The 23,454-nt window shown below is 38.5% G+C and carries 18 protein-coding genes and 1 tRNA gene; 13 read left to right on the forward strand and 6 right to left on the reverse strand.

Annotated elements, in window-relative coordinates; genetic code table 11:
• Positions 1–83: 83 nt before the first annotated feature.
• A complete protein-coding gene (gene lpdA / locus ACTJKN_RS06865) occupies positions 84–1,472 on the reverse strand; it encodes a dihydrolipoyl dehydrogenase (protein ID WP_029275810.1) in 1,389 nt (462 codons plus the stop codon).
• A 614-nt stretch (positions 1,473–2,086) separates the two neighbouring features.
• Between lpdA and ACTJKN_RS06870 the strand changes: the two genes are divergently transcribed.
• Positions 2,087–5,218 carry a TonB-dependent receptor gene (locus tag ACTJKN_RS06870; protein WP_440823597.1) on the forward strand — a complete coding sequence of 1,044 codons (3,132 nt, stop codon included), beginning with the start codon at positions 2,087–2,089 and terminating at the stop codon, positions 5,216–5,218.
• An 84-nt stretch (positions 5,219–5,302) separates the two neighbouring features.
• On the opposite strand, the gene ACTJKN_RS06875 is transcribed toward ACTJKN_RS06870, so the two are convergent.
• Positions 5,303–5,938, reverse strand: a complete 636-nt coding sequence (locus tag ACTJKN_RS06875; protein WP_440823598.1) for an acetyltransferase — start codon at positions 5,936–5,938, stop codon at positions 5,303–5,305.
• Between the two features lie 234 nt (positions 5,939–6,172).
• Here ACTJKN_RS06875 and ACTJKN_RS06880 point away from each other — a divergent pair, with 234 nt between their 5' ends.
• A complete protein-coding gene (locus ACTJKN_RS06880) occupies positions 6,173–6,454 on the forward strand; it encodes a hypothetical protein (protein WP_440823599.1) in 282 nt (93 codons plus the stop codon).
• Positions 6,455–6,513: 59 nt separating this feature from the next.
• Here the strand turns inward: ACTJKN_RS06880 and ACTJKN_RS06885 are convergent, their stop codons facing one another.
• Both ACTJKN_RS06885 and ACTJKN_RS06890 read right to left on the reverse strand, forming a co-directional pair.
• Complete coding sequence (locus tag ACTJKN_RS06885; RefSeq protein ID WP_440823600.1) at positions 6,514–7,695, reverse strand: AIR synthase related protein; 1,182 nt, start codon at positions 7,693–7,695, stop codon at positions 6,514–6,516.
• A gap of 848 nt (positions 7,696–8,543) precedes the next feature.
• A complete protein-coding gene (locus ACTJKN_RS06890) occupies positions 8,544–10,718 on the reverse strand; it encodes a glutamine synthetase III family protein (protein ID WP_440823601.1) in 2,175 nt (724 codons plus the stop codon).
• 202 nt (positions 10,719–10,920) lie between these two features.
• On the opposite strand from ACTJKN_RS06890, the gene ACTJKN_RS06895 reads away from it, so the two are divergent.
• Both ACTJKN_RS06895 and ACTJKN_RS06900 read left to right on the forward strand, forming a co-directional pair.
• Positions 10,921–11,769: an energy transducer TonB gene (locus ACTJKN_RS06895; RefSeq protein ID WP_440823602.1), complete on the forward strand. Its 849-nt coding sequence runs from the start codon at positions 10,921–10,923 to the stop codon at positions 11,767–11,769.
• A gap of 13 nt (positions 11,770–11,782) precedes the next feature.
• Positions 11,783–12,133, forward strand: a complete 351-nt coding sequence (locus ACTJKN_RS06900) for a hypothetical protein (protein WP_440823603.1) — start codon at positions 11,783–11,785, stop codon at positions 12,131–12,133.
• Positions 12,134–12,657: 524 nt separating this feature from the next.
• Here the strand turns inward: ACTJKN_RS06900 and purL are convergent.
• Complete coding sequence (gene purL / locus ACTJKN_RS06905; RefSeq protein ID WP_440824068.1) at positions 12,658–16,356, reverse strand: phosphoribosylformylglycinamidine synthase; 3,699 nt, start codon at positions 16,354–16,356, stop codon at positions 12,658–12,660.
• Between the two features lie 231 nt (positions 16,357–16,587).
• Here purL and gloA2 point away from each other — a divergent pair, with 231 nt between their 5' ends.
• From gloA2 to fbp, 5 genes are all read left to right on the forward strand, one after another.
• Positions 16,588–16,968: an SMU1112c/YaeR family gloxylase I-like metalloprotein gene (gloA2, locus tag ACTJKN_RS06910; RefSeq protein WP_440823604.1), complete on the forward strand. Its 381-nt coding sequence runs from the start codon at positions 16,588–16,590 to the stop codon at positions 16,966–16,968.
• Between the two features lie 29 nt (positions 16,969–16,997).
• Positions 16,998–17,516: a hypothetical protein gene (locus ACTJKN_RS06915; protein ID WP_440823605.1), complete on the forward strand. Its 519-nt coding sequence runs from the start codon at positions 16,998–17,000 to the stop codon at positions 17,514–17,516.
• A 7-nt stretch (positions 17,517–17,523) separates the two neighbouring features.
• Positions 17,524–18,225 (forward strand): tRNA1(Val) (adenine(37)-N6)-methyltransferase, encoded by a 702-nt coding sequence (locus ACTJKN_RS06920; RefSeq protein ID WP_440823606.1) that lies wholly within the window; start codon positions 17,524–17,526, stop codon positions 18,223–18,225.
• Between the two features lie 167 nt (positions 18,226–18,392).
• The gene (locus ACTJKN_RS06925) at positions 18,393–18,884 is read left to right on the forward strand and encodes a metallophosphoesterase family protein (RefSeq protein WP_440823607.1); all 492 of its coding nucleotides are present in this window, start codon (positions 18,393–18,395) and stop codon (positions 18,882–18,884) included.
• 19 nt (positions 18,885–18,903) lie between these two features.
• On the forward strand, positions 18,904–19,983 hold the full coding sequence (gene fbp / locus ACTJKN_RS06930; protein WP_440823608.1) for a class 1 fructose-bisphosphatase: 1,080 nt from the start codon (positions 18,904–18,906) through the stop codon (positions 19,981–19,983).
• Positions 19,984–19,989: 6 nt separating this feature from the next.
• Here fbp and rnhA read toward each other — a convergent pair whose 3' ends face one another.
• Positions 19,990–20,454, reverse strand: coding sequence for a ribonuclease HI (gene rnhA / locus ACTJKN_RS06935; protein ID WP_057934856.1), 465 nt, complete (start codon positions 20,452–20,454; stop codon positions 19,990–19,992).
• Positions 20,455–20,630: 176 nt separating this feature from the next.
• Here rnhA and ACTJKN_RS06940 point away from each other — a divergent pair.
• The 4 genes from ACTJKN_RS06940 to ACTJKN_RS06955 all read left to right on the forward strand — a co-directional run bounded on the left by ACTJKN_RS06940 (position 20,631) and on the right by ACTJKN_RS06955 (position 23,398).
• A tRNA-His gene (locus ACTJKN_RS06940) sits at positions 20,631–20,704 on the forward strand.
• 604 nt (positions 20,705–21,308) lie between these two features.
• On the forward strand, positions 21,309–22,130 hold the full coding sequence (locus ACTJKN_RS06945; protein WP_440823609.1) for an SDR family oxidoreductase: 822 nt from the start codon (positions 21,309–21,311) through the stop codon (positions 22,128–22,130).
• Positions 22,117–23,031 carry a helix-turn-helix domain-containing protein gene (locus ACTJKN_RS06950; protein ID WP_440823610.1) on the forward strand — a complete coding sequence of 305 codons (915 nt, stop codon included), beginning with the start codon at positions 22,117–22,119 and terminating at the stop codon, positions 23,029–23,031. The genes ACTJKN_RS06945 and ACTJKN_RS06950 overlap by 14 nt, the downstream gene beginning before the upstream one ends.
• 25 nt (positions 23,032–23,056) lie before the next feature.
• Entirely contained in the window at positions 23,057–23,398 is a 342-nt protein-coding gene (locus ACTJKN_RS06955) for a nuclear transport factor 2 family protein (RefSeq protein ID WP_440823611.1), read from the forward strand.
• Positions 23,399–23,454 lie beyond the last annotated feature (56 nt).

Below are 23,454 nucleotides of genomic sequence, written 5' to 3' on the forward strand. Positions count from 1 at the left end.
TAGGATTAGCTAAAGGGTTTTTGTAATAATTGGTTTTACTTATCGATGTAGTACCTTATGCCTTCCACCTTTAACCTTCTACCTTATAAATGTATCACTTCTCCGTATGCATCCGCTGCAGCTTCCATAATGGCTTCGCTCATAGTAGGGTGAGGGTGGACAGATTTAATCATTTCGTGACCAGTAGTTTCTAATTTACGGGCAACTACGATTTCGGCGATCATTTCGGTAACGTTGGCACCGATCATGTGTGCGCCTAATAATTCTCCGTATTTAGCATCGAAAATTAGTTTTACAAAACCATCTTTAGCACCGGCAGCACTTGCTTTACCTGATGCAGAGAATGGGAATTTACCAATTTTTAATTCGTAACCAGCTGCTTTTGCTGCTTTTTCGGTATAACCTACTGAAGCAATTTCTGGAGTGCAATAGGTACATCCCGGGATGTTGTTATAATCTAATGGCTCGGCATGCTGACCAGCAATTTTTTCTACACAGATAATTCCCTCTGCAGAAGCCACGTGGGCAAGTGCCTGACCGCCTACTACATCACCAATTGCATAATAACCTTTAACTGAAGTATTGTAGAATTCGTCGGTAACGATTTTACCTTTCTCTGTTTTGATGCCGGTTTCTTCTAAACCGATGTTTTCGATGTTGGCTACAATACCTGCTGCTGAAAGCACGATGTCGGCCTCGATAGTCTGCATACCCGAAGCTGTTTTAACAGAAACTTTACAGCCTGCACCGCTGGTATCAACAGATTCTACGCTTGCGGATGTCATGACATCGATACCTACTTTTTTGAGGCTGCGCAACAATTGTTTAGAAACGTCTTCGTCTTCAACCGGAACAACGTTATCCATAAATTCTACGATGGTTACTTTTGTGCCCATAGTAGCATAGAAGTAAGCAAATTCTACACCGATAGCGCCAGAACCTACTACTACCATGCTTTTTGGTAATTCAGGAAGTACCATTGCCTGGCGGTAGCCAATAATTTTTTTGCCATCTTGTTTCAGGTTAGGCAGTTCTCTTGAACGGGCACCTGTAGCAATGATGATATTTTTAGCACTTAGTTCTTGTTGAGAACCATCTGCACCTTTAACTTCTAATTTGTTTCCTGGTTTTACTTTACCAGTTCCCATAATTACGTCAATTTTATTTTTTTTCATTAAAAATTGAACGCCTTTACTCATGCCATCGGCAACGCCACGGCTGCGTTTTACCACAGCAGCAAAATCTGCGGTTGCACCGGCAGTAGTAATTCCGTAATCAGCAGCATGATTAATATATTCGAAAACCTGAGCACTTTTTAAAAGTGCTTTAGTAGGGATACAGCCCCAGTTTAAACAAATACCACCTAATGATTCACGCTCAACAATTGCAACTTTTAGTCCCAATTGAGAAGCTCTGATTGCAGCTACGTAACCACCTGGGCCGCTGCCTAAAACAATAACGTCGTAATTCATCTGTTTTTTAATCTATTTTAAAGAGATTTGTTTTTAATTGTTTTGTATATCTATAATCGTTTGGTTTTATCCCTTAATACGGGCTGCCTACATCCTGATTACAAAATTTAAAAGATCTTCATCCTGCAACAATCGTTCAAAACTAAAAAAAAAATGTCAATTGCTTAGCCCAATGTTGAGATAACAGTTAAAAATTACAATGATTGAATATTGTTTTAAGCGTTCTGTTAAAAAATGATAAATACAATCAGGCGGAATTACAGAATAATATATGGATAAGCTGGTGAAAAGTTAAATAACTGCGATGTTTTGGGTTTGAAAAATGTTGTTAACATGTATTATTTGAAAAATACCAATGTTAACTTAGGTTTTCTGCTTAAATTATAATCATCTGTTGATTTTGTTATTAAAAATTTAGTTATATAAACAATGTATTGATAAACTGAAAGTTATAATTGCTTCAATATGTGTTAAATGTTGAAAAGTTTTCCCTGACTTAATAATTATTTAACATTGGATGTTAAAATGTGTTAAATTTTATTGGGTACATTTGCGGCATTAATATCCCTATTAGATTTATTATTCAACAACAAAAAACATTTAAAAAACAAAGTATGAAGAAATCTTTACTTTTAAGATTAGTACTGGTTATTGTTGCATTTGTAGGTTTTACCATTGGTGCTAATGCACAGGTAACCTCATCATCAATGACAGGAACAATTAAGGATGCCAAAGGCGCCTTACCTGGAGCGAGTGTTAAAGCAACACATACGCCAACTGGTACAGTATATTCTGTGTCAACAAATAATGATGGCCGTTTTAGTATGGCTAATATGCGCGTTGGAGGACCTTACGTGGTTGAGATTAGTTTTATTGGTTATAAACCTGAGAAGATTACTGACATTTTTTTAAAATTAGGGGAACCATTTGCTCTAAATTTAATTCTTACAGATAACAGTAGTCAACTTAATGAAGTTGTAATCTCTGGTACTAAAGATCCATTATTAAATAGTAAAAGAACAGGTGCAGCTACAACTGTAACTAAGGAACAACTTCAAACTCTACCAACTTTGAGTAGGAGCATCAATGATTTCACCAGATTAACACCCCAAGCAAATGGCAATTCTTTTGCTGGATCAAACAGTAAATATAACAGTTTGACTATTGATGGTGCTGTGAATAATGATGTGTTTGGATTAACAAGTTCTGGTTTACCAGGTGGCCAAGCGAATGCACAGCCGATTTCTTTGGATGCGATTCAGGAGATTCAGGTTGTTTTGGCCCCATATGACGTGTCTTATGGTAACTTTACTGGTGGAGGTATTAATGCCGTAACTAGATCTGGATCAAATACTGTCGAAGGATCTGCGTGGTTCTATGGTAGAAATGAAAAACTTGTTGGTAAAAATTTCCTTGGTGAAAAAGCGACAAGTTTCTACAATACTAATTATGGTCTTCGTTTAGGTGCACCAATTATTAAGGATAAATTATTCTTATTTGTAACTGGCGAGCAAACAAGAATTAAAACTCCTACATTATTGAATGCAGGTGATGCAGGAGCAATCATGACTTCTGCTGAGGCCCAAACTCTAGCAAGTTATGTTAATACTAAATATGGTTACGATATTGGTGCTGCTGGAGAAATTGGTGCAAAAACTCAAAGTGATAAAATTTTTGCACGCTTGGATTGGAATATTAGTAGTAAACACCAATTAACATTGCGTCATAACTATATAAAAGCTTTTGATGATAACATTAGCCGAACTAATACTTCATTTCGTCTAGGTAATAATGCTTATAAATTTAATAACAATCAAAATGTAAGCGTTTTAGAGTTAAGATCTCAATTCAACTCAAACTTGTCTAATAACTTAATTGTAGGTTATTCAAGAATTCGTGACTCGCGTGAAACTTCCGGTTCTCTATTTCCTCAGGTAGAAATACAAAATTGGGGTGGTGTTTCTGGGAAAACGGTACAGTTCGGGTCAGAAAGAAGTTCAACTCAAAATCAATTAGATCAAGACATCGTTGAGTTTACAGACAATTTGAAACTATTGGTTGGAAATCATACTTTCACATTAGGAACTCACAATGAGTTTTTTAAATTCAGAAATCTTTTTGTAAGCAATTATAATGGACGTTATCGCTTTAGTTCACTTCAGAACTTTTACGATAATAAACCAAATAATATTGATATTACTTATCCAATTGCTTCTGGTGAACTTCCATCTGCTAGATTTAAAGCTGCTCAATTAGGTTTTTATTTCCAAGATGAAATTCAAGTAGATCAAAGTTTTAGATTAACAGCCGGTTTACGCGTTGATGTGCCAATATTTAATGATAAGCCTGCAAATAATCCTGCAGTTGCGGCATCATTCCCAGGATATGGAACAAGTAATATTCCTAGTGGTCAGATTTTAGTTTCGCCTCGTGTAGGCTTTAACTGGGATTTAACTGGAACTCGTTCTCTGCAATTACGTGGAGGTGCTGGATTATTTACAGGCCGTGCTCCCTTTGTATGGTTCTCAAATCAATACGGAAATACAGGACTTGATTATAAAAGTATAGTTTTATCTGGAACAGCAGCTAATAATGCAGGCTTTCAACCAGATGTAACTAAGCAATCAACTGTTGGAACAGCAGGCTCGACATACCCAATAAATTTAATGAGTCCCGATTTTAAAATACCTCAGGTGTTTCGTACCAACCTTGCTTTGGATATGAAATTACCTGCTGGAATTGTTGGAACTTTAGAGGGTATTTATAGTAAAACAGTAAACAATATTCTTTATAAAGACTTAAATATTAAACCATCAGTTGCTAAAATCAATCCATCACTTACTGGTGGAGCAGATACTCGTCCTTTTTACGGTTCTAAGGTTAATACTACATATGCTCCCGGAGCATATTTGTTAGATAATACAAGAAAAGGAGACTCTTATAGTTTAACTGCTCAATTAAGTAAATCCTTCTCTGGCGGATTATTTGCATCTACTGCATATACTTATGGTAAATCTAAAGATATAAACTCTGGTGCTAGTAGTGTTGCCCAGTCTAATTGGGAATTTGTTCAAATAGTTAATGATCCTAATAATCCCGATTTAGTATATTCAAATTTTGATATACGCCACAGAATTATTGGTACATTGGGTTATACTATTAATTATGGTAAAAATAAATCTAGCGGTACAACGGTTTCATTATTCTATGTTGGTAATTCTGGTTCGCCTTTTACCTATTTATATAATGGTGATTTAAATGGAGATGGAGCATTTTCTAACGATTTATTGTTTGTACCAAGGACTATAAGTGATATTAAATTAGTTAATTTAACTACAGGAGGTCAAACATTTACTCCTGCCCAACAGTGGGCCGCTTTAGATGCCTACATTAATAATGATTCTTATTTAAGTAAAAAAAGAGGCCAATATACTGAGCGTAATGGAGCAAGGTTACCATGGCAACATCAATTCGACTTTAGAATAATGCAAGATATTGGTACAATGATAGGATCTACTAAAAACAGATTACAATTATCATTTGATATCATTAACGTTGGTAATTTGTTAAATAAAAATTGGGGACGTCAATACTTTGTTAGCAATAGTGCATATCAGCTAATAAGCTATAGCAGTTCGAATGGTGGAGGATATACGTTTTCACCTTCGACACCAACAACACCACTTTCTGAGTCTTTTTCTTCAAGATGGCAAGGACAACTGGGTGTAAGATACCTGTTTAACTAAATATACAATTTAACAAAAAATCCCCGATCATTCGATCGGGGATTTTTTTATTTATACCGACTTCTGAAGTATTAATCAGATTGCTTAATCTATTGTTTTTTTAACCCTTGCAGGCACACCCGCTACCATTACATGCGGTGGAACATCCTTTGTAACACAAGCTCCGGCGGCTACATAGGCTCCCTTTCCAATGGTTATGCCTGGAATAACCGTTGCGCCAGATCCGATAAAAACGCCTTCGTTAATGTTTACGTTTCCGGCAATGGTTACGCCGGGGGAAATGGTTACGTAGTTTTCCAGTATACAATCGTGACTGATATTGCAGTTTGAATTAACAATACAGTGATTACCGATGTGCACATTTGCATTGATTACACAACCAGGGGCAATACAGTTGCCATAACCAATTTTAATAGAAGAGCTGATGTAGTTGTGTTGATGGATGATATTGATGAATTGGTAGCCTTTGTTTTCTAATACCTCAATGATCGGTTTTCTTTCATAAGTGCCTATTGCACCAATTACTGCAATATTTAAATCTGCAGGATGCTTTTCTAAAAAAGATGGCAAAGAAATAACTGGCTTGGCTATATTTGGATGATTAACGGCATTATCCAGGTTTATTACATATCCTGCCAACTGATATTCGTTATTGCCGTTTAAATATTCGCTAAGCTCCAGAGCATGCTTGCCTGCACCAAGAAGATATACATTGATCATAACGTTATTCCTATTTGGAGTAATTTATTTAAATCCAATATACATTTATCTCAGCAAAATTAAATGATATACCGATATACTTAATCATGTATTGTTAAAGATATAATGGTAGCTAACTGTGATACTAGATTAAATTATAGTCTTAACCATGTTTTTTATTATTAACTAAAACCATTTCTGCCAAAAAATGATTTTAATATTAGTCTATTTATTGAAAACTAATTTATAAAAACAATGAGCACTTCAAAACAGACCCATAACCATGCTACTATAAAAGCATGGGCAGAAGAACATGGCGGTGTACCGGCAATAGTTGCCGATACAGCAAAAACCAAAGGTGGTGGTATTTTAAGAATTCATTTCCCAAAACATAGCGACAGCTCCTCAGATTTAAAGGAAACGGATTGGGATACCTTTTTTAAAACCTTTGATGACAATAAACTCGATTTTTTGTATCAGGATAAAAAAGCAGATGGAGAGGAGAGTACCTTCCATAAATTTATAGAACGTGAGTAATCAATAAAAGGCTGCTGAAATTAAATTTTCAGCAGCCTTTTTAAATTGTATCTTAATGTTTAATTATAAACAAAAGTTCCTTTTTCGCTTTCGATAGTCACCTGTTTCTGATCGCCTTTTTCTACGCGACCGATAATCTGCGCATCAATATTAAAACTTTTTGATATTTCGATAATGCTTTCGGCAATCTCCTGAGGAACATATAATTCCATACGGTGCCCCATGTTAAATACCTTATACATTTCTTTCCAATCGGTACCCGATTGTTCCTGAATCAATTTAAATAGGGTAGGGATAGGAAATAAGTTATTCTTAATGACATGAATGTCATCATTGATGAAATGTAATACCTTGGTTTGTGCACCACCACTACAGTGTACAATACCATTAATCTGACTGCGATGGCTTTCTAAAATCTTTTTGATTACTGGTGCATAAGTACGCGTAGGGGATAATACCAATTTACCTACCGTAGTTTTGCCAAATCCTTCAATATCTATTTCTTCTGTTAATTGTTTCTTTCCGGAGAAAACCAGATCGAATGGAACAGCCGGATCGAAACTTTCAGGGTAATTATGGGCTACTTTTTTATCGAAAACGTCATGACGGGCAGAGGTTAATCCATTCGACCCCATCCCACCATTGTATTCGGTTTCGTAACTGGCTTGTCCGGATGACGCCAGTGCCACAATTACGTCGCCAGGTTGAATGTTATCGTTACTGATGATATCTTCGCGCTTTAACCTACAGGTTACCGTAGAGTCGACGATAATGGTTCTCACTAAATCGCCAACATCGGCAGTTTCGCCGCCGGTAGAATAAATCGAGATGCCTTGTTCGCGCAGATCGGCTAAAATTTCTTCTGTACCGTTAATTACTGCAGCAATCACTTCGCCCGGAATCAGGTTTTTATTCCTTCCAATGGTTGAAGATAATAAAATGTTGTCGGTTGCACCAACACAGATTAAATCATCGATATTCATGATAATGGCATCTTGTGCAATCCCTTTCCAAACCGAAATATCTCCGGTTTCTTTCCAGTATACGTAAGCTAAAGAAGATTTGGTACCTGCACCGTCTGCATGCATGATATTGCAATATTCCTCATCACCACCTAAAATATCGGGGATGATTTTGCAGAATGCTTTAGGGAAAATTCCTTTATCGATGTTTTTGATGGCATTGTGCACATCTTCTTTTGAGGCAGAAACGCCACGTTGATTGTACCTGTTATCACTCATGTTGGCGCAAAGATAGTTTTTTAAGGTGGAAGGTAAAAGAGTAGGAGATAGAAAGTCAGAAGTCGGGAGTCAGAAGTCGGGAGTCGGGAGTCCGGAATTGACAGATTGAATATTGGTTTGGGGCCTAGGTTTTGTCTGAACAGGCATATCTTAATAATATCATTTAAAGCGGTTTTGGAAGTGAGCGTTGGTTTTTCATGGCGGCTTGCAGCCCCGCTTTTCCTCCTGCCGTTTTAAAGCTTTGGAACAGGGAAAAATAACTTATAAAACGGCATCCGTACAATCGGGCTTAGGTACAAAGGGTAGGTTCTTTGTGGCGGGTTTTTCCGTGTGCAGGCCCAATATCAATAAGTTAGGCGCAGCGGTTGTCAGTCTGTCCAGGATTCCTGTGGAGAGCGTAGTCGAAGAATCTTGAGATTGATAAATTGGAGATAAAATGCCCTTCGACTACACTCAGGCTGACATCTTTTTGAAATTTATCCCTTAACTTAATGACATCGTGTACTGGCCTATCTGAAATAAACCTGATTGCATGGATGCTGTAAACGAGGGAATTAAAAGTTGAAGAAAACTTTACAGCAGGAAGGAAAGCAGGACTGGATAACCGATGAGCATTGGTACTGCTTTTCAAAAAAAGTCTTTGACACGGTAAATCACTTTTCGATAGATCCTGAACCAAGTTCAGGAGGACGTTGTGGTGGGGGATAACTTAACCAATTTTAATAATTAATCGATTAACCAGTTTACAGTTTACTTGCAAAGGAAACCAACGAACCAATGACCAACGAACCAACAAAAAAAGGCGTAGAGTAAACCCTACGCCTTAAACCTTTTAGCTTACGCCATTCTTATTTCATGAATAATAATTCTCTGAATTTTGGTAAAGGCCAAACGCTATCGTCAACAATCTGTTCTAATTTATCGGCATGGTAACGGATGATATCGAAGTAAGATTTAACTTTCTCATCGTAAGCAATCGCTTTCTCGCGGGTATCTTCGATTTTGTTGGTTAATTTACGTTCTTCTAACATTGCATCGATATTGGTTTTAACAATTTCTAAATGCTCTGATAATTTTTTAACGATATCGATAGAAACTTTGCTATCTACACCAATTGCTTTTAATCCCTGTACGTTTTCGATTAAAGCGTTTTGGTAAGCAATTGCAGCTGGGATAATGGCCGTGTTAGCCACTTCGCCCATTACACGTGCTTCGATCTGCAGTTTTTTATAGAAGTTTTCTAACATGATTTCATGACGGGCATGAATCTCACGTGTGCTATAAATACCAGTTGTTGCAAATAACTCAGCAGATTTTTCAGTTAAATAAGCATCTAAAGCTTTTGGTGTAGTTTTGATGTTTGATAAACCGCGTGCTGCAGCTTCATCTTCCCACTCCTGGCTGTAACCATTGCCTTCGAAACGGATGTTTTTAGATTCTTTGATGTATTTTTTGATCACGGTTAATAAAGCGATGTCTTTTTTATCACCTTTTTTGATCAATTTATCAACTTCAACTTTAAATTTAACCAATTGCTCAGCCATAATTGCATTTAAGATCGTCATTGGTGCAGAAGAGTTTGCTGAAGATCCAACCGCTCTAAGCTCAAATTTGTTACCTGTAAATGCGAAAGGAGAAGTACGGTTACGGTCGGTATTATCTAATAAAATCTGAGGGATTTTAGGGATACCTAACCAAAGTGCGTTATCTTCTTTGATTTTTTTGCTGATACGTGAGTGCTCAATCTCATCTAATACATCGTTCAATTGAGAACCTAAGAAGATAGAGATAATTGCAGGTGGCGCTTCGTTGGCACCTAAACGGTGATCGTTGCTTACTGATGCAATACTTGCACGTAATAAATCGGCATGCTCGCTAACGGCTTTAATTGTGTTTACAAAGAAAGCAAGGAACATTAAGTTGTTTTTAGGTGTTTTACCTGGTGCCAATAAGTTTTTACCGGTATCGGTAATTAACGACCAGTTGTTGTGTTTACCTGATCCGTTGATACCTGCGTATGGTTTTTCGTGTAACAATACACGGAAATGGTGACGACGGGCAACTTTTTCCATCAAATCCATCAATAATTGATTGTGATCGATAGCCAGGTTGATTTCTTCATAAATCGGTGCACACTCAAACTGAGATGGTGCAACCTCATTGTGACGGGTTTTTAAAGGAATGCCTAATTTTAAAGCTTCGTTTTCGAAATCTACCATGTAGCTGAATACGCGCTCAGGGATAGAACCGAAATAATGATCTTCTAATTGTTGGCCTTTAGCAGACATGTGCCCGAATAAAGCACGGCCTGTTAATAATAAATCGGGACGAGCATTGAACAATGACTCGTCAACCAGGAAATATTCTTGTTCGATACCTAAAGATGCATTTACTTTAGTAATGCTTTTATCGAAATATTGGCAAACATCAACAGCAGCTTTATCAAGCGCAGCTAATGCTTTTAATAAAGGTGCTTTATAATCCAAGGCTTCACCGGTATATGATACGAATACTGTAGGGATACATAGTGTTTTACCTGCTTTACTTTCCATGATGAAAGCAGGAGAAGAAGGATCCCAAGCAGTATAACCACGAGCTTCGAAAGTATTACGGATACCACCGTTAGGGAAACTAGAAGCATCTGGCTCTTGTTGAACTAAAGCGCTACCTGCAAATTTCTCGATCGCTCCATCGCCACTTGGCTCAAAAAATGAATCATGTTTTTCGGCAGTTGTGCCAGTTAATGGCTGGAACCAGTGCGTGTAGTGCGTTGCGCCAGCGCTCATTGCCCAAGCTTTCATAGCTGTAGCAATTTGGTTGGCATCGTCAGAATTGATTAATTCACCTTGGTTGATCGATGAAATTAATTTTTCATACACGTCCTTAGATAAGAAATCTCTCATTTTTTTCTTATCAAATACATTCGAGCCGTAAAAATCAGAAATTTTCGCCGAAGGAGATTTAACTTCTGGAGAAATTCTGTTTTGAGCCTCTTTTAATGCGATGGTTCTTAAGCTTTTCATTAATTTGTTATGTTTTTTGTCAAAAATAGTATATTTTATTAATTTTCGTAAAAGAATCGTATTATTTATATGAATTTTATTGAAAATGAAATAAAAAAATGTTTTTCAGATGAAAAATTTCATTTTTTGTAAAGAAAAGAGATTTTTCGAATGTTTTATGGAATTGAAGATTTTGCTGCATCATGCTATAAAAATAAAAGCTATGTTCAACTCTTTAATTAACGTATACAAAACCGAGTGGCTCGATCTTGTATTTGCAGACCGCAACAAAAACTATGGTGCTTATGAATTAAGGTCTAAATCTTCATCGATTATGACAAGAGCACTTTTCGTATCCGGAAGCTTATTTATCCTGTTGTGTTTTTCTCCTTTAATTTATTCAAAGCTCTTCCCGAAAGAAATTGTTGTGGAAACACCACCAACGGAAGTTAAACTGGACAATCTTATCCACCAGATGAAACCAAAGACTCTTGAACCAGAGAAAAAGGTTGAGCCTGCAAAAGCTAATCCGGTAAAGGTTAAAACAATAGCGATTCCATCACAAGTTGTGGTGGTTAATAAAACAGAGCTTCCTCCTCCTCCAACAGTTGATGATATAAAATTGGCAGTGATCAGCACCAAGACACAGGATGGTGTTGTGGCTCCTGCAGCAGTAATAACCGACAATAAAAGTAAAGGTAATGGTGATGGCTCAGGAACTGCTAAAGAAGGTACAGGAACGCCTGAAGATAAAGAGATTTATTTAGGCGCTGATGAGTTTCCTGAATTTACCGGTGGTGCCAAAGCCTGGTCTAAATATATGGAACGAAACTTAAGGTATCCATCAAGGGCACAGGAAGAGGGTGCTGCAGGTAAGGTATATGTGAGTTTTGTGGTAGAGAAAGATGGTTCGATTACCGATGTATCCGTAGTTAAAGGGATTGGGTTTGGATGTGATGAAGAAGCCGTTAAAGTAATTAAAAAATCGCCGCTATGGAAACCAGGGAAAAACAAAGGAGTTCCGGTGCGTGTAAGGTATAATATGGCGATTAATTTTACCATTTCTAATTAAATTAATAGTTAAGATGAAAAAGCTCGTTCCAATATTTATCTTTCTCTGTTTTGCAGCTGTACAATTAAATGCTAAGGCTAAAATAGTAGTGGATAGTGCGAAAGTGTACAGCATTAAGCTGGCTAATGCCGACTTAAAAAAAGGGAGAGTTAAATTCTTGATACAGGGTGGTTTTGCGCCGGTATATTACAAGGGGCAGGAAATATTTGAAAAGAAATATAATATCTCCTATTACGAATTTGGATGCGTATTGCCTTCGGATATTTCGATTAAACATTATAATAGAGTAGTAGCTTCCTTTATGGATCGTAAATATGGAAAGTATTGGCGTAAAGAGGTTAGGAAAGATATTCAGGGGATTTAAGGTGAGATGAGGAATGTGAGTTGGGGAATATTGGTTAAGTACACGCACAGTCAGTCTGAGCGTAGTCGAAGACCTGTATGGTTCGACAAGCAAAAAGATCCTTCGACTACGCTCTCCATAGGAGTCCGTTGGACAGGATGATACCTTGGTGAAAATGCCTAAATGAATTTTCTATTAATGCTCTTATAGAAAAATGTGAGGTTGGGTAAATTGAAACGGTTTGGGCGGTGCCTAGGCCGTTTTTTTATTTATTACGCTGGTTAATTAAAGGCTAACGTCATCTCGACTGAAGCTTCCGATTTAAGCATTTGTTTTTATTTACTTATGGTATACTTGCTTGTTTCACAGGTTTCATCGGTAGCGACATGGAGAGATCTTTAGACTATGTTAAAAGATTTTGCTTCGCAGAGCCTTCGGGTTCTCCACTGTGGTCGAAATGACGATCCAACTATAGAATGATGATTAACAAAAAAAAGGATGATGGTTTTTAATTCCATCATCCTTTTTACACCTTTATCAGTTTCTTATCCTTTGTTTTCAATCCACTTGCGTGCATTTACGAAAGCTTCCATCCATGGTGAAACTTCGTCTTTACGGCCTTGTGGGTAATTTGCCCAGTGCCATTGGAACAATGAACGCTCAATGTGTGGCATCATGACCAGGTGGCGGCCAGTTTCATCACATAACATTGCGGTGTTGTAGTCTGATCCATTCGGATTGGCCGGATAGGTTTCGTAAGCATATTTGGCTACGATTTTATATTTATCTTCTGCGTATGGCAATGAGAATCTTCCTTCGCCATGCGATACCCAAACACCTAAAGTGCTTCCGGCCAGGGTAGATAACATTACTGAATTATTTTCCTGTAAGGTTAACGATGTGAAAATACTTTCGTGTTTGCCACTTTTGTTGTGCAACATTTTGGGTTTTTCTTCGTGGTCTTTATTAATTAAGCCCAGTTCTACAAATAACTGGCAGCCATTACAAACCCCAACCGATAAAGTATCAGGACGGGCAAAGAATTTCTCTAAAGCCACCCTTGCTTTTTCGTTGTATAAAAATGCACCTGCCCAACCTTTAGCCGATCCTAAAACATCAGAATTAGAGAAACCACCAACTGCACCGATAAACTGAATATCTTCTAAAGTTTCTCTTCCGGTAATTAAATCGGTCATGTGTACATCTTTCACATCAAAACCTGCCAAATACATAGCATTGGCCAATTCGCGTTCAGAGTTACTTCCTTTTTCACGGATTATGGCCGCTTTTGGTCGTGGTTTAGTCGGATCGATTACGGGTTTCTTTCCATCAAATTGTAATGGGAAAGTGTAATTTAATACATGGTTTTTATAATTGTCGTAACGTTCTTTTGCCAATCCATTACCGGTTTGTTTGCTATCTAACAGGTATGAAGTTTTAAACCAAACATCGCGTAAATGGTCGATATCAAAGCTGAAGTGATCAGCAGCATTTTTAACTTCCAGTTTAGCAGATTGACTAACTTCACCAATTTTGTGGAAAGCAACGCCAGCCTGTGCAAAGGTTTCTTCAACCGAAGCATCAGCCTGGAATACTATGCCAATGTTCTCTGCAAATAATACTTTAATGCTATCTGCTTCTGCTAGTGAAGACAGATCGATCGAAGCGCCTAAATCGCGGTCGGCAAAACACATTTCCAATAGTGTTGTGATTAAACCACCGCTGCCAATATCGTGACCTGCCTGGATTTTGTCAGCTTTGATTAATTGCTGAAGGGTATTAAAAGCCGTTTTAAATTGATCAGCACCTTTAACATCAGGTGTTTCTGTGCCGATTTTGTTTAAAATCTGTGCAAAAGACGAACCACCTAATTTATAGGTATCGTTAGAAAGGTTGATGTAATAAATTGATCCACCGTTTTTTTGAAGTACCGGTTCAACCACTTTAGTAATGTCGTCGCAATTTGCTCCGGCAGAAATAATTACAGTGCCCGGTGCAATTACATCGCCATCTTTGTATTTCTGTTTCATCGATAACGAATCTTTTCCGGTTGGGATATTGATTCCTAAATCGATGGCAAAATCAGAACAAGCTTTTACCGCTGCATATAAACGGGCATCTTCGCCTTCATTTTTACAGGCCCACATCCAGTTGGCAGAAAGTGAAACACTTTTTAAGCCATCTTTTAGCGGTGCCCAAACGATATTCGAAAGCGATTCTGCAATCGCATTGCGGCTCCCTGCTGCAGGATCGATCAAGGCCGAAAGTGGTGCATGGCCAACTGAAGTGGCTATACCTTCTTTACCCTGAAAATCTAAAGCCATTACACCACAGTTATTCAATGGTAATTGTAACGGACCTGCACATTGTTGTTTGGCCACACGGCCACCCACGCAACGGTCTACTTTATTGGTTAACCAATCTTTTGCTGCAACTGCTTCTAATTGAAGTACTTGCTCTAAATAGGTGTTTAATTCATTGTTGTTGTATGTTACAGCTTCGTACTTACGATCGATGGTTTGATCGTCCATTACGATTTTTGGTGAACTGCCAAACATGGCGGCCAGTTCAAAATCCATAGGTTTTAAACCTGTTGTTGCAGATTTAAAAGTGAAGCGGTGATCGCTGGTTACTTTACCTACGGTATACATAGGCGAGCGTTCGCGGTCGGCAATTTTTTGTAAGGTTTCGATATGTTCGTTGCCGATTACCAAACCCATTCTTTCCTGCGATTCGTTTCCGATAATTTCTTTGGCCGAAAGGGTAGGGTCGCCCACTGGCAATTTATCAAGGTCTATTAAACCACCTGTTTCTTCAACCAGCTCTGACAAACAGTTTAAGTGACCACCTGCGCCGTGATCGTGGATAGAAATAATCGAATTGTGATCGCTTTCTACCATGCCACGCACCGCATTTGCAGCACGTTTTTGCATTTCAGGATTTGACCGCTGAATGGCGTTTAATTCAATTCCACTTCCGTGCTGACCAGTATCTGCAGATGAAACGGCTGCTCCGCCCATCCCGATTCTATAATTTTCTCCACCTAGAATAACGATGTTATCGCCTTCTTGGGGTTTAAGTTTTTGCGCCTGGCTGGCTTTACCGTAACCGATACCGCCTGCAAGCATAATTACTTTATCGAAACCCAGTTTTCTGGAATCTTCTTCGTGTTCGAAAGTTAAAACCGAACCTGTAATAAGCGGTTGACCGAATTTATTTCCAAAATCTGTAGCACCGTTTGATGCTTTGATCAGGATATCCATCGGGGTTTGGTATAACCATGCTCTTTCTTCAACACCTTTTTCCCATGGGCGGTTATCTTCCAAACGCGAAAGGGCAGTCATGTAAACGGCAGTTCCTGCTAAAGGCAACGAACCTTGTCCACCTGCTAAACGGTCCCTGATTTCGCCACCCGAGCCTGTTGCTGCGCCATTAAAAGGCTCAACAGTGGTAGGGAAATTATGGGTTTCTGCTTTTAACGAGATTACAGATTCGAAATCGCTTGTAGTATAATAATCAGGCTCATCGGCACGTTTAGGTGCAAATTGCTGCACTTTCGGGCCTTTGATAAAAGCTACGTTATCCTTATAAGCCGAAACAATATCGTTAGGGTTTTCTTCTGACGTTTTGCGGATCAGTTTAAACAAAGAAGTAGGTTGTTCTACACCATCGATTACAAATTTGCCATTGAAAATTTTATGGCGGCAGTGTTCCGAATTCACCTGAGAGAAACCAAAAACTTCAGAGTCGGTTAATGGTCTTTCCAATTTTTGGGCTAAAGTATTTAAATACTCAACTTCTTCATCACTTAAAGAAAGTCCTTCTTGTTTATTATATGCTGCAATATCGGTGATTTCTAAAATCGGTTCAGGTTTAATGTTGATGGTATATACCTCCTGATCGAGTTTATCGTATTTTTGAGAAAGCATCGGGTCGTAATCAGCAAAACTTTCGTCAACCTGCTTAAATTCTTCAATCCTGATGATTCCCTGCATGTCCATGTTTTGGGTAATCTCTACTGCATTGGTACTCCATGGAGTAATCATTGCTGCTCTTGGTCCGACGAAAAAGCCCGTTAGCGCTTTTTCTTGCGAGATTTTGGCACCGCCAAATAACCATTCAAGTTTAGTAATATCAGTGGTAGAAAGCGCTTTGTCTGTTTGTAAAACAAAAATCGCCTGCGATTGACTAAGGAAGAAATGAATCATGCTTTTTTTTTGAAGTTGCAAAAATAGCTTTTTTATATGAAAAAACTGGTGTGATTACAGGATTGAATGATAGAATTTGAATGATTGAATGTCAAAATATAATGATCGAATGAGAGAATTATTAAATGAGAGAATGGCTGATGAGAGAATGATTGAATTTTGAATGAGAGAATGTTGAAATAATTATTGGTTAATTCAATTAGAGAATGCGCATTTTTGTTGAACGCTAACTCACTCATTTACTCATTCAAAATTCAATCATTATTTATGCTTCGCATCCACCACATTGCCATTATCTGTTCAGATTATGAAAAATCGAAAGATTTTTATGTGAATAAATTAGGTTTTACCGTTTTGGCAGAGGTTTACCGGGCTGAAAGAAAGTCGTATAAATTAGATCTTGCCGTTAATGGTGTATATCAGATCGAGTTGTTTTCTTTTGAAAACCCTCCTGCAAGGCCATCACGGCCAGAAGCGCTGGGTTTGCGCCATCTGGCTTTTGAAGTTGATGACATTGAAAAGGAGATTGCGCGTTTAAATGACCAAGGCATTATTACTGAGCCCATCCGGATTGATGAGTTTACTGATAAGCAGTTTACTTTTTTTGCTGACCCTGATGGTTTGCCTTTAGAGTTGTACGAAAAATAAATTTTTGACAATAAAATCTAAACGCTTAAATGAAAAAAATACTTTTATGTTGTGTATTGGTTTATGCTTCAATCAATGCTTATGCACAATCTCAAATTAAATATACAGCTAAAGTTGAAGCCGGATATCAGTTTTTCCTTTCCAGACCAATAAAGTATGATGTTGGTGAAGGTTGGTTAGGTTATCAGCTTGGAGGAAAACCTAATGGGGTAGATTTAAGTTTAATTAACGGCATAAGCTTTAAGCATAACCTTCGGTTAGGTTTAGGTGTGTCTTACCTAAATTATGAGCGGATTAATGGTTATGCTGTTTTTGGTGATTTGGAGTATGCCGCAACAAAAGCTAAAATTTCTCCATTATTTAATCTGAAGATAGGGAGAAGTCATATTAACAATCAATACATAAATGGTTCTACTGAAACGTTTGTTGATATTAGTGGGGGTATTGAGCATAAAGTAGGGAAAAAACTAAGCCTTCAGTATAAGGCTGGCTTTAGGTTTGTCCACCAATCCATTTTTCTTCCCGTTAGGATAAGCACGAGATTTTAACCTTAATATGAGTATTTTCAAGTTCAAACAGTTCGAAGTCGACCAAACAGGCTGCGCCATGAGGATTAACACCGATGGCGTCTTGCTTGGCGCAACAGTTAGGCACCCTTCACCCAGGTTGATATTAGATATCGGAACGGGAACTGGTGTAATTGCCTTGATGTTGGCTCAGCGATTTCCTGAAGCAAACATACATGCTGTAGAAATCGACCAGCAAGCTGCAGAAACTGCTGAAAAAAATTTTCAATTTTCAGTTTTCAGTGAGCGGTTAACCATTAAGCATACATCAATTGAACAATATAGTTATGCTCAGCAATTCGATCTGATTGTTTCTAATCCACCTTTTTTTGTAAATGATTTAAAAAGCGAAGAATTTAGAAAAGGAATAGCCCGGCATGCAGATGAAGGCTTTTTTAGCATGCTCATTAAAAAATCGAGTGGGTTATTGGCAGATGAAGGTATGATTTGGTTAATCCTTCCGGTAAAACAAGCCGATGAGGTTATTGGTATTGCTGCACATTATAATTTATCGCTTGCAGAGCGGACCCATATTCATTCTGATCAAAACAAACCAACCTTTAGGCAGATAATCTGCTTGAAAAAGGGTGAAACGGTTTTGAAGGAAAATGATTTTTATATTTATGAATCTTTAAAAGAGCATACAGCAGCTTATAAAGAATTGCTGAAGGAATTTTTTCTGGCCTTCTAAAAGGTAGGGAACAATGGTAATATTGTATAATCGCTGTGGTGTTTTTTTATAATATTTAACCACCATTTTTAAAAGATTTGTCAGTAGTTGGAGGATTTGTTTTAACGAACAGTGCCCGAAAGATTTTGCTTATCTTGTAAATTACGGAGCACAATTAAGTTTACATAATGAAAAAAATAGGATTAATTTCTGATACCCATGGTTTTTTAGATGATGCGGTTTTTAAACATTTCGATGGTGTAGATGAAATTTGGCATGCAGGCGATTTTGGACCTGACGTAGCAGAGCCTTTGGCAGCGTTTAAACCTTTGCGGGGCGTGTTCGGAAATATAGATGATAGTGTAATTAGAGCGGAGTTTCCAGAGCAAAATCGATTTAGCTGCGAAAGGGTTGATGTTTGGATGACGCATATAGGTGGATATCCAGGAAGATACTCGTCTTATGTTAAGCCTGAAATATACACTAACCCTCCTAAATTATTCATCACAGGACACTCACATATTTTAAAAGTAATGTTAGATGAAAAAATAAAATGTCTGCATATAAACCCTGGTGCAGCGGGAAAACACGGTTGGCATAAAGTGAGAACACTCGTTCGTTTTTGCATAACTGATGAAAATATTCATACCTTAGAGGTTATAGAGTTATCGGGTAGATAATGTAAAATTTACACTAAGTATGGTTTGTGGCGTTAAAACACTAGGGCAATTTATTATAGAAAAACAAGCAGATTTTCCATATGCTAAAGGCGAACTTTCGAGGTTATTGCGGGATATCGGTATAGCTGCGAAAATTGTAAACCGCGAAATTAATAAAGCGGGTTTGGTTGATATATTAGGCGATATGGGGACCACCAATATTCAGGGTGAGGAACAAAAAAAGCTAGATGTTTATGCTGATGAACAGTTTATTGCTGCGTTAACAAGTGGTGGCGAATGCTGTATTGTTGCTACCGAGGAAGAAGATGAAATTATCCATATCGAATCGCCGGTTTCTCAAAATGCCAAGTATATCGTCTGTATCGATCCTTTAGATGGTTCATCCAATACGGATGTAAATGTTGCTGTAGGGACAATTTTTTCTATTTATCGCAGAAAATCGGTTGATGGCAGAGCCAGTATCACGGATGTGTTGCAAAAAGGTACGGAACAGGTAGCTGCCGGTTACATTATTTATGGTTCATCTACCATGTTGGTTTATACCACAGGGAAGGGCGTTAATGGTTTTACATTAGACCCGTCAATTGGTGAATTTTGTCTTTCTCACCCACAGATGAGAATACCTGAAACAGGTTATATGTATTCGGTAAATGAAGGTAATTATGTTCATTTTCCTGATGGCGTTAAAAAGTACATCAAATATTGTCAGGTAGAGGATGAGGCCACTAAACGCCCTTATACATCACGTTATATTGGTTCTATGGTTGGCGACATCCACCGGAATTTAATTAAAGGTGGGATTTATATTTACCCAACCACTTCGCGCTCACCTAATGGGAAATTGAGGTTGTTGTATGAATGTAACCCGATGTCTTTTATTATTGAGCAGGCTGGGGGCAAAGCCAGCACAGGTTTTGATCGTATACTCGAAATTGAACCTACAGAATTGCATCAAAGAGTTCCGATTTTTATCGGGTCGAAACATATGGTAGAAAAGGCTGAAGAAATGATGTTGTTGTATACAGCAAAATCAATCTCGATTGATGCCAGTGTAGAGACGAAACTAGAGAATTTAAATGTAGTTGGCGGAATTGATTAAGATTGGCTAAATTTTACTTCTCTCTGCTTCAAAAAAAGTATCTATAGCCAGGTTTTGTTTGTCTTGTGAAGCAAAAACAGCTAAACGGTCGCAACGCTCATTCTCCGGGTGATCGTTGTGACCTTTAATCCAGATGAATTTCACTTTATGAAGTTTATATAGTTCCAGGAATCTCAACCACAGGTCTTTATTCTTTTTATCCTTAAAATTTTTGGTTACCCAGCCGAAAACCCATTTCTTCTCTACAGCATCTACAACATATTTCGAATCGGAATAAACAGTTACCTGTTGATTTAGGCTTTTTAATGCTTCTAATCCTTTTATTACAGCCAATAGTTCCATGCGGTTATTGGTGGTCATTCTAAAACCGCCACTTAGTTCTTTATAGTGCTGTCCTGCCCTTAAAATTGTACCCCAACCACCTGGTCCTGGGTTTCCGCTAGCTGCTCCGTCTGTATAAATTTCGATCATAAACGCCGTAAAGTTATGTTTTTAGGTTCAAAATAGCTTGTTTTATCTGCTGCTGAAATTTTTTTTCAATTTCAAATAATTGAATGTTAAGGAATTAAAAATTAGTTGCAAAAACTTTGAAAAAAATATTTGCAGGAAATATTAAAAGTCGTACTTTTGTGACACTAAAAAATACGGTGGCTGTAGCTCAGTTGGTTAGAGTATTGGTTTGTGGTGCCGAGGGTCGTGGGTTCGAGCCCCATCAGCCACCCCTTATGGGACAAAGACATTTTCGAATGGTTTTGTCCCTTTTTTTTTGCCCCTAATTCTTTGTTTTTCAGATAGATATGCTCGGCGATTTCGTTGACTAAAAGTGTTCGATATCGGTCTTCATCCTATTCCATTTTTTCAGGAAAAAGGCAGCTAACTAGGTATCTTTTACCTTCAACACTGGAATTTTCATAAAATAAATCAAGATCCGTTAAATTTTTAATAGCTCGCTCTGCAATTCATCGAAAAGCAGTAAGTTAATTGCTTTTCAGGTTGATAACTCTGACACAAGTCAGGATCCCCGCTCAAGTGTTATATTCTGGGGACAGATCGGTGCCGAAATTGATGCGAAACCCATTGTCGCCATTGCCCGGTCCATAGCAGTACAGCCAGCGCTTTCAGTATAGCAGATTTAAGGTATGCCGAGATGGATAAGATTTCTTAGGTAACGTTAATCGGTTTAGTTACACATGCTGTTCTTGTAATCAATACATGTATTGCAAGATCTTATAAGTCTTCTGCTCCGTTTTGGTTACAATATCGTCCGTTTTAGTTACACAAGCCGTTTCCACGTGCAGCACCTTTGTATCATAAAAGGAAACAACATGAAAAATATTTTTATCACTGGCGCATCTACCGGACTGGGAAAGGCGACCGCAAAATTATTTCAGGCTAAGGGATGGCGGGTTATTGCCACCATGCGGACACCTGAAAAAGAAACAGAACTGAACAAGTTAAATAACATTACACTGCTGCCATTGGATATCACCGATAGCTTTCAGGTGCAGCAAACCGTCAATGCCGCCCTGGCTTTGGGAGACATTGATGTGGTATTCAACAATGCAGGTTATGGCCTTATCGGGCCTGTGGAAGCGAATACCGAAGAACAGATCCGTGCGCAATTTGACACTAATTTCTTCGGTACGCTCGCGGTGATCCGTGCCTTTATTCCCTACTTCCGCCAGCAGCAACGAGGCTTGTTCATTAATACCACCTCACTCTGCGGCCTGGTGTCCAATCCGCAATCCGCAGTTTACAACGCCTCCAAATGGGCTTTGCAGGGACTGGCCGAAAGCATGTCCTATGACCTTGCACAATTCAACATCGGCATAAAGAACATCGCTCCCGGCGGGATCAAAAGCGATTTCATGAAAGCGATGCAGGTTACACAGGATACAGCTTATGAAGCAACGTTGGCCAAAATGAATGAAGGTTTTAGCGACGGTACCCTGATGGAATTTACCGAAGCTGGGTTGATAGCTGAAGTGGTCTTTACAGCAGCTACAGACCAAAAGGACCAATTAACCTATCCCGCGGGTAACGATGCAGTGCGGCTCTATGCCAAACGACTGGCCGAGGGCCCTGAAGCTTATCGCATCAATTTAACAAAATATCTTAACTTGCACAGTCCGTATGAAAAACACTAAATCACCAGTTATCTTTAATTCCATATCGGAGCTGCATCGTGCCTTGGGCCTGCCCAAGCCGCTCCATCCGCTCGTTAGCCTGGTGGATTACGGCACAATTACCGTAGAAACCACCGAACTGGAAAAAGGAATGCTGTTTAATTTTTATAAGATATCTTATAAGAAAGACTTTAGCGGCAAGATAAAATACGGCCAAAGCCATTATGATTTTGATGAGGGCGGTCTATCTTTTGTTTCACCGGGACAGCTGATCACAGCTCTGGAAGGTGAAGCCGGCTATGGCGGTTATACTTTGCTTGTCCACCCGGATTTCATCCGGAGCTACCCTTTGGGCCGCAATATCAAAAACTATGGATTTTTCTCTTACAGCGCTAATGAGGCATTATATCTGTCCGAAAGAGAAAGACTGGTGATCGCAGGCCTATTCAAAAATATTGAGCAGGAACTGGACTCGGCTATTGACCAGGCAAGCCAGGATGTATTGGTTTCACAGGTTGAACTGTTACTCAATTACAGCAAGCGCTACTACAACCGGCAGTTCATCACACGTAAAGACGCCAGTAATGAACTGCTCGTGCGTTTTGAACAGTTGCTATCCAATTATTTTGAGACAGGCAAGCCGCTGATCAATGGTTTGCCAGCTGTCGAACAGATAGCCGGCGAACTGAACGTCTCCGCCCATTACCTGAGCGATATGCTCCGGTCGCTCACCGGCCAGAATACACAGCAGCATGTTCATGTTAAACTGATTGAAAAGGCAAAGGAACTACTAACTGTTGGAGAACTTTCTGTTGCTGAGATAGCATATCAACTCGGATTTGAGCATCCACAATCCTTTAACCGGCTTTTCAAAAAGAAAACAGAGCTGTCACCACTTGACTTCAAAAGATCACTCAACTAAAACATATCATTAAGTATTATTGAAAATGAAAAATACAGGATTTGAACAGATCGTCCGTTCGTTTATTGCCGCGGCCAATAATTTTGATACGCAAACAGTGCTGGACCTCTTTACACCGGATGGCGTAATCGAAGACGTTTCAGTAGGAGAAAAATTTCAGCAGGAAGAAGGTATCAGAAAATACTTCGTGACCTTCTTTATCGGTTATCATACCTCAACCCAATTGCTGTCGGTCGAGGAAACCGGTTCAGATAAGATCCTGGCTAAAGTGGACTTCACAGGTGATTTCGGTCACGAGACCGGAGGCCTTGCTATTCATTTTAATGAAACTGGATTGATCAAACATATAGAAGCCTATTTGGATTAACGGTTAATCCGGTACAATGTCTTTAACTATGATTGACCGGGATTTTAGGCAACATC

It is taken from the genome of Pedobacter sp. 22163, from assembly GCF_052045595.1.
In the GTDB taxonomy this organism is placed as follows: Bacteria; Bacteroidota; Bacteroidia; order Sphingobacteriales; family Sphingobacteriaceae; genus Pedobacter.

Bases quoted from the DNA above. Each gene is read 5' to 3' on its own strand.
- lpdA (WP_029275810.1), bottom strand. From the start codon at position 1,472: ATGAATTACGACGTTATTGTTTTAGGCAGCGGCCCAGGTGGTTACGTA.
- ACTJKN_RS06870 (WP_440823597.1), top strand. From the start codon at position 2,087: ATGAAGAAATCTTTACTTTTAAGATTAGTACTGGTTATTGTTGCATTT.
- ACTJKN_RS06875 (WP_440823598.1), bottom strand. From the start codon at position 5,938: ATGATCAATGTATATCTTCTTGGTGCAGGCAAGCATGCTCTGGAGCTT.
- ACTJKN_RS06880 (WP_440823599.1), top strand. From the start codon at position 6,173: ATGAGCACTTCAAAACAGACCCATAACCATGCTACTATAAAAGCATGG.
- ACTJKN_RS06885 (WP_440823600.1), bottom strand. From the start codon at position 7,695: ATGAGTGATAACAGGTACAATCAACGTGGCGTTTCTGCCTCAAAAGAA.
- ACTJKN_RS06890 (WP_440823601.1), bottom strand. From the start codon at position 10,718: ATGAAAAGCTTAAGAACCATCGCATTAAAAGAGGCTCAAAACAGAATT.
- ACTJKN_RS06895 (WP_440823602.1), top strand. From the start codon at position 10,921: ATGTTCAACTCTTTAATTAACGTATACAAAACCGAGTGGCTCGATCTT.
- ACTJKN_RS06900 (WP_440823603.1), top strand. From the start codon at position 11,783: ATGAAAAAGCTCGTTCCAATATTTATCTTTCTCTGTTTTGCAGCTGTA.
- gloA2 (WP_440823604.1), top strand. From the start codon at position 16,588: ATGCTTCGCATCCACCACATTGCCATTATCTGTTCAGATTATGAAAAA.
- ACTJKN_RS06915 (WP_440823605.1), top strand. From the start codon at position 16,998: ATGAAAAAAATACTTTTATGTTGTGTATTGGTTTATGCTTCAATCAAT.
- ACTJKN_RS06920 (WP_440823606.1), top strand. From the start codon at position 17,524: ATGAGTATTTTCAAGTTCAAACAGTTCGAAGTCGACCAAACAGGCTGC.
- ACTJKN_RS06925 (WP_440823607.1), top strand. From the start codon at position 18,393: ATGAAAAAAATAGGATTAATTTCTGATACCCATGGTTTTTTAGATGAT.
- fbp (WP_440823608.1), top strand. From the start codon at position 18,904: ATGGTTTGTGGCGTTAAAACACTAGGGCAATTTATTATAGAAAAACAA.
- rnhA (WP_057934856.1), bottom strand. From the start codon at position 20,454: ATGATCGAAATTTATACAGACGGAGCAGCTAGCGGAAACCCAGGACCA.
- ACTJKN_RS06945 (WP_440823609.1), top strand. From the start codon at position 21,309: ATGAAAAATATTTTTATCACTGGCGCATCTACCGGACTGGGAAAGGCG.
- ACTJKN_RS06950 (WP_440823610.1), top strand. From the start codon at position 22,117: ATGAAAAACACTAAATCACCAGTTATCTTTAATTCCATATCGGAGCTG.
- ACTJKN_RS06955 (WP_440823611.1), top strand. From the start codon at position 23,057: ATGAAAAATACAGGATTTGAACAGATCGTCCGTTCGTTTATTGCCGCG.